The 7,125-nt window shown below is 67.7% G+C and carries 5 protein-coding genes; 2 read left to right on the forward strand and 3 right to left on the reverse strand.

From position 1 onward, the window contains the following. Positions 1–10 precede the first annotated feature (10 nt). Together AC1DYX_RS09200 and AC1DYX_RS09205 are read left to right on the forward strand one after the other, a co-directional pair. The gene (locus AC1DYX_RS09200; RefSeq protein ID WP_477258509.1) at positions 11–667 is read left to right on the forward strand and encodes a hypothetical protein; all 657 of its coding nucleotides are present in this window, start codon (positions 11–13) and stop codon (positions 665–667) included. 185 nt (positions 668–852) lie between these two features. After that, positions 853–3,006, forward strand: coding sequence for a S46 family peptidase (locus tag AC1DYX_RS09205; protein ID WP_477258511.1), 2,154 nt, complete (start codon positions 853–855; stop codon positions 3,004–3,006). Between the two features lie 95 nt (positions 3,007–3,101). On the opposite strand, the gene AC1DYX_RS09210 is transcribed toward AC1DYX_RS09205, so the two are convergent. From AC1DYX_RS09210 to AC1DYX_RS09220, 3 genes are all read right to left on the reverse strand, one after another. Further along, positions 3,102–4,490 (reverse strand): sensor histidine kinase, encoded by a 1,389-nt coding sequence (locus tag AC1DYX_RS09210; RefSeq protein ID WP_477258513.1) that lies wholly within the window; start codon positions 4,488–4,490, stop codon positions 3,102–3,104. Continuing rightward, positions 4,487–5,899 carry a sigma-54-dependent transcriptional regulator gene (locus tag AC1DYX_RS09215; protein ID WP_477258515.1) on the reverse strand — a complete coding sequence of 471 codons (1,413 nt, stop codon included), beginning with the start codon at positions 5,897–5,899 and terminating at the stop codon, positions 4,487–4,489. The genes AC1DYX_RS09210 and AC1DYX_RS09215 overlap by 4 nt, the downstream gene beginning before the upstream one ends. Positions 5,900–5,923: 24 nt before the next feature. Continuing rightward, positions 5,924–7,125 (reverse strand): ABC transporter permease (locus AC1DYX_RS09220; protein WP_477258517.1); only part of this gene is annotated, 1,202 nt, incomplete at its 5' end.

Genomic DNA, 7,125 nt, shown 5'->3' on the forward strand with positions numbered 1-7,125 from the left:
GGAGACCACCATGCATCGTATGACGACCCGCCTGCTGTGCGCCGCGGCGCTGTTTGCCGCCGTCCACGGCGCGGGCGCCGCCGTGCTGCAGACCCTCGGCGCCGGCACGGCCGTGGGCGTGACGACCCATGCCGCACACTTCGAGCTGAACACCCTGCTGGCCAACGACTGGGCGGAGGACGGCCTGCTGTTCCACTACAGCGGGTGGGGCGCCAACAATGGCTGCGGCTATGCGGGCGTCGATTGCTACGACGCCGTGTCCGACCTGAGCCCCGCGTTTGCCGGCAACTACATGGCCACGTCCGGCCAGAATGCGTGGATCAGCGTGCGCCGGGCGGACGGCGGCGCCATGCAGCGGATCGAGTTCGCGGCCGGCAGCGGTTATGCGAGCCTCAACGGCTACTGGGTCACCTATGACGGCGGCCGACAGACCGGCCGGGGCAACTTCAGCGCGCAACGTGGCGCGGTGCTCGGCCTGCGCGACGCGGACGGCTTCGATGAAGTGCGCTACTTCGCCTTCGCGGCGCCGAACCGGCAGACGGGCTACAGCGCGCCGGCGCTGGACGAGGTACGTGTCGGCGTGCCGGAGCCGGCGTCGCCGCTGTTGTGCGCGATCGCCCTGCTGGGTATCGGAGCCGTGCGCCGGYGCGGCCGGACGGGGCGCTGAGCGAGGGCGCGGCATCCTGTAAATGTAAATACGCAGAATCGATGCATTTACGGGATGTAGCATCCGCGCAACGCAGATTTAAGGGTTGTACATACTCCTGCGAGACGTTTCGTGACAATTTTGTTTCCTGAACAAGACATGTGGACGATATACTTGGCGTTGCTTTTTTTTATCCGAGGGTTGTCTTGTTCAAATCCGTCGTCCTTCCCGTTGCCCTGCTGGGCGTCGCCGCCGGCGCCGGCGCCGACGAGGGCCAGTGGCAGCCGCACCAGCTGCCGCAGCTGAAGTCCGAACTCAGGCGCATCGGTATCACGATCCCGGCCGAGCGGCTCGCCGACCTGGCTAAACATCCGATGAACGCCATCGTGGCGACACCGGGCTGTTCGGCGTCGTTCGTGTCGCCGGACGGCCTCGTGGTCACGAACCACCATTGCGGCTACGGCGCGATCCAGCGCAATTCGACCCCGGAACACAATTACATCGCCAACGGCTTCCTCGCGAAGACACGCGCGGAAGAGCTGCCGGGCGGCCCGAACACGATGATCTATGTGACGGAGAAGGTCGAGAACGTGACCGACCGCGTGTTGAAGGGCCTCGCGTCCGGCCTGTCCGGCAAGGATCGCCACGAGCAGGTGGAAGCGCGCATCAAGGCGCTGATCGCCGAATGCGAGAGCGACAAGGCCTACCGCTGCGCCGTGCCCGCGTTCAACCGCGGCGGCGAGTACTACCGCATCAGGCAGCTCCTGATCCGCGACGTGCGCCTCGTCTATGCACCGGCCAACAGCGTCGGCGACTTCGGCGGCGACATCGACAACTACGAATTCCCGCGCCACGCCGGCGATTTCTCGTTCCTGCGCGCCTATGTCGGCAAGGACGGCCGTCCCGCCGACCCGTCGCCGGACAACGTGCCGTATAAATCGAAGCACTTCCTCGTCGTCTCGGCCGAAGGCCTGAAGGCCGGCGACCCGATCCTCCTGGCCGGCTACCCGGGCCGCACGAGCCGCTACCGGCTGCCGGCCGAGATCCGCTTCGCGCGCGACGTCGACTACCCGGCCAAGGTGGCGTCGATCACGGCCGACCTGTCCGTGATCGCGGCCGCCACGATGGGCAATCCGGATTACACGGTGCGCTATGCGAGCGTGGCCAAGAGCCTGAACAATGTGCTGAAGAAGACGCGCGGCCTGCTGGACGGCTTTGCGCGCCGGGACATCGCCGCCATCAAGGATGCGCAGGACACTCAGTTCCGCACCTGGTACAAGCAACATATACAAGAGAATAACTACAGGGGCCCGAAAAACCTGCTGGCCGACCTCGACGCCGCCATCGCCGCCGACATGGCGACGACGCAGCAGGAGACGGCGTGGCTCGAAGCCACGCACAGCGATCTGTTGAAAAGCGCGCGCACGCTGTACCGCCTGGCGCTGGAACACCAGAAGCCGGACGCCCAGCGCGAAGCGGGCTACCAGGAGCGCGACATCTCGTTCATCAAGGCGCGCCTGACCCGTCTCGAGCAATCGTTCGTGAGCGGCGTGGACCAGGCCCGCTGGCAGGCCGCGCTGGTCCGCTACGCCAGGATCGACGCGAAGGCCCGTCCGCAAGGCCTGGACGCGCTGCTGCCCGCGCAGAACGCGCTGGCACCGCTGTACAAGAACACGGAACTGGGCGACACGAACAAGCGCCTCGGGTGGATAGGCCGCGACGCGGACGCGTTCCGCAAGTCGAACGATCCGTTCATCCAGCTGGCCGTGCACCTGCACGATGTCGGCATGGCGCTGGAAGACCGCCGCAAGGAAGTCGACGGCAATCTGGAGCGCGTCGTCCCGCTGTACATGGACGCCGTCGTCGCCTGGAAGAAGTCGCAGGGCAAGCCGGTGTACCCGGACGCCAACGGCACGCTGCGCGTCACCTACGGCACGGTCGCGCCGTACACCCCGCGCGACGGTATCGTCAAGGGACCGTTCACGACGGTGCAGGGCATCCTCGAAAAGCAGACGGCCAAGGCCCCGTTCGACGCACCGCCGGCGCTGCTGCAGGCGATCCGCGACAAGCGCTACGGCCAGTTCCGCGATCCGGCGCTGGGCACGGTGCCGGTGAACTTCCTGTCGACCGCCGACACGACGGGCGGCAATTCCGGCTCGGCCRTGATGAACGGGCGCGGCGAACTGGTGGGCCTGAACTTCGATTCGACGTATGAGTCGATCACGAAGGACTGGTACTTCGATCCGGTGATCACGCGCGCGATCCACGTCGATATCCGCTACATGCTGTGGGTGATGAAGGAGGTCGATCACGCGGACAACGTGTTGCGCGAGATGACCATCAAATACCCGAAAGGTTGACCGTACGGGTGTGCATTGGTGGGCTCGGGGAGCCCACCCTACGGCCGATACGTAGGTTCGTAGGGTGGGCACCCCGTGCCCACCAAACGCTCGCATCAGCCTATCGGAAACCAGATATCAAACCGCGTCTCCCCGGCATCTCCCGGCGCCAGGGAGTACGTGCACCCGTGCCGCTGCAACACCTCGCGCACGAACATCAGGCCGATCCCCTGGCCACCCTTTCTCGTACTGAAGAACGGCGTGAACAACGGCCGCGCCGGCCTTGACACCAGCAGGCCGCCGGAATCGATGACGGACAGCCGCACGCGCCGGTCTTCGTCCGCCAGTTCCAGCCGGATCGCGCCGTGTGCCTGGCCGGCCGCCTCGATCGCCTCGATCGCATTCTTGACGATGTTGAGTAATGCCTGCTCGATCAGCTGCGCATCCAGCGCGAGAGGCGCGACGGCATCGCAGCGGTGCCAGCCCAGCGTAATGCCGCGGCTGTTGCACTGTTCCCGGTTCAGCCACAGGATGTCGTCGACGACGGCCCTGATGTCCGTCGGGCGCGGTTCCGGCGGCGGCATCCGCACGACCTTCGTGAAGCGGTCGATGAATTCGCCCAGGCTGACATTGCGGCGCTTGACCGCGACGATGGCCGTGGCGAAGTCGCCGGCGTCCGGTTCGGCCAGCTGGCCGCGGTAGAACAGCAGCGAGTCGAGCACCGAGCCCGTCGCGGCCACCGTGTTGTTGACTTCGTGGGCCAGCACGCGCACGAGYCGCTCGTACGTGGCGCGCTCCGAATCTTCCAGCTCCGCCGTCAATTCCTCGACCATCAGGAAGTGGCGTGCGAAGCCGCGGTCGTAGAACTGGCCGCGTTGCGCGCGGTAGCGGCGGCCGTCGGGATCCGCCAGCAGGCGTGACTCGCCCAGCGGCAGGGCGTCCAGCTGCGCGACGAGATGCCGGCTGCGCGCGCACCCGCGCGCGTCGAGCCCCGCGACGTAGCCGCCGGCGCCGGTGATCCATGCGGACAGCGGCTTGCCCTGCGGCCGGTCGAGTCCCAGCAGGGACACCGCGCCCGCGTTCACGAGGCTGACCGCGCGGTCGAAGTCGAACACGAGGATGGCGGCTGGCGTCGCTTCCAGCAGGCGGTCGAGGAAGCCCTGCTGCTCGCCGATGGCCAGGCGCTCGCGGTGCAGGGCGGCCAGCATCGTGTTGAACGTGCCGACCAGGTCATCGAGCTCGCGCGTGGCGGACGGCACGGTCAGGCGGCTGGCGTATTGCTGGTCCTGCAGCAGGTCGTGCAGGCGGCGCGTGTAGCCGAGCGGCTCCAGCGCCTGGCGCACCAGCAGCCAGCCCAGCGCGAGGCTCGCCAGCACCAGGACTTCGGCGCCGACGAACCACAGCGGGCGCGCCGGCAGCAGCAGGGTGGCGCAGCCGAACAGCGGCAGGTGCAGCGCCGCTACGTAAGCGCCTAGGCGCGGACGCAGCCCCGGCAGGCGCATCATCCGGCGTCCGCCCCGCCCGCGCCACCCCCGCCGGCATCCGCGAGGCCGTGGCGTTCCAGCCTCCGGTACAGCGCTGTGCGCGACAGGCCGAGCGCCTTGGCCACGCGCGAGATGTTGCCGGCATGCTGGCGCAGCGCCTGCGTGATCATCACGCGTTCGACCTGCTCCAGCGTCATGCCGTCGACGCCGAGGCGCGTGCCGGGCACGCTCTCGTCGACGGCGCTCGTGGCCAGGAAGTCCGCCTGCGTGAGCACATCCTTGCCGGCGAGGAGCAGCGTGCGTTCCAACGTCTGCTTCAGCTGGCGGATATTGCCGGGCCACGGTTGCGCCGCGAGCCAGTCGAGCGCCTGCGGCGCCAGGCCGACGGTGCTGATGCCATAACTCTCGGCCACGGTGGCGACGATGTGGCGCGCGAGCAGGGGGATGTCGCTGCGCCGTTCGCGTAGCGGCGGCAGGCGGATCGTGATCAGGTTCAGCCGGTAGAACAGGTCTTCGCGGAAGTCGCCGGCTGCCACCAGCTCCGCCAGCTCGCGGTTGGTGGCCGAGACGATGCGCACGTCGGCCTGCTCCGCGCGGCTCGCACCCACGGGCAGGTAGCGCTGGTCCTGCAGCACGCGCAGCAACTTGACCTGGTCGCCGCGGTTCAGTTCTCCGATCTCGTCGAGGAATAGCGTGCCTCCGTCGGCGCTGGCGACGTGACCCTTGCGATCCGCGCGCGCGTCGGTGAAGGCGCCGCGCACGTGGCCGAACATCTCGCTCTCGAACAGCGACGTGGCGATGGCGCCCATATTGATCTTGACGATGGATGCATCCCGGCGCGGGCTGTTGCGGTGGATGGCGTCCGCGATCAATTCCTTGCCCGTGCCGCTCTCGCCCAGGACCAGCACGGGCGCGCGCGTGGCCGCGACCTGCGCGATCGTCTCCAGCACCTTCAGCAGCTTCGGATGCTCGCCGACGATGCCGGCGAAGTCGTATTTCGCATCGAGTGCCGCGCGCGTGCGGGTGGACGTGGCCGGCGGTGCGACCAGGTCCAGCGTCGCTTCGATCAGGTCGAGCAGCTGGGCATTGTCCCAGGGTTTGGTGAAGAAATTGGCGGCGCCGGCCTTCACGCCGCGCACGGCCAGCGCGATCGAGCCCCAGGCCGTCATCAGCAGCACGGGCACGTCCGGGTGCGCGGCCTTGATGCGGGCCAGCAGGTCGAGACCTTCTTCGCCGCTCGTCTGCAGAGAGAAGTTCATGTCCTGCAGGACGAGGTCGAACGCGCCGGCCTGCAACTGGGCCAGTGCCGCGTGCGGGTCGTCCGCACAGGTCGCGTCGAACCCGGCCTGCTTGAGCAGCAGGGCCAGCGAGACCTGGACGGCGTGGTCGTCGTCGACGACGAGCACGCGCCGTTTGCGTTGTGTTTCCATCGTGCGAAGCGTTCCGTGTTCCTGTTATTCGTAGTGCAGCGCCGCGGCCGGATCGAGGCGGCTCGCGCGCCAGCCCGGGTACAGCGAGCACGCGAAGGATAGCAGATAGATCAGGGCCATCGACAGCGCGGCGGCACCCGCGAACACGGGCCAGCCCAGCGTGTCCGCGAATGCGCCCGTCAGCGGCAACTGCACGAGCAGCACGAGGCCGACCGCCATCGCGAAGGAGCAGACCAGCAGCTGCTCGACGATGATCTGGTGGTAGATGTCGCCGGCGCGCGCGCCGATCGCGCGGCGCAGACCGATCTCGGGGATGCGCCGCGTCGTGTTCTGCCACAACACGCCGAACAGGCCGAAGGCGACCATCAGCAGCATGAACGATGCGATCACGGTCATGACAACGAGAGGCGTCAGCTGTTCCTTCAGCATCGAGGCACGCATCGATTCCAGCGGCGCGACCTGGTAACCACAGTCGTTGCGGACCGCCTTGAGCCGCTGGTTCAGCTTCGCTTCGAAGCCGCGCGGGGTGCCGGGTGCCACACGCAGAAGGATCGTGCGTGGTCGCGACTGCGTGGCGTGCGGCGCGAAACGGGTGATGATAAAGCTGGTCGGCATCATCAGCGGCCCCTGGTTGCGGAACGTGTCTACCAGGCCGATGACCCGGAGGGTGCGCGCGACACCCATGTTGGTATCGGAGAAGCGCAGGCCCAGCGCGGGACGGCCGGGGAACAGCGCGGCCGCCGCGCGCGCGTCCAGCACCGCGGGAATGGCGTCCTGGCCGTCGTCGGCCGCGCTGAACCAGCGCCCCGCGGCGAGTTTCAGCCCCAGCGTGTCCGGCAGCTCGTCGCTCGCCTCGATGTAGTTGGTCAAAACGCGGGCCCCTGTCGGTGGCGAGTAAATTTCGACTTGCCAGACATAGTCCAGGTACGGCGCGAAAGTGGCGAAGCTCACGGAGCGAACTCCCGGCAGGTCGCGCAGGCTGCGGCGCAGCGTATCGTAGACGTCCGCAGGGATGGCTTCGAACGTAGTTGCGCCTATCTGCATCGTCACGGACCACGTGTCGGCGCCGTCGAAGCCGAGCGGCAGGCGGTACAGCTGCCAGTAGCGCAGCCCGGTCGCGGCGATGCCGAAGACGATGACGAAGGCGAGCAGGATCTCGAGGCTCAGCATCAAATTCCTGGACTTGCGCTTCCAGGTGAGTTGCAACAGGTGGCGCAGCATCACGC

This window comes from Massilia sp. P2_C2 (assembly GCF_056404615.1).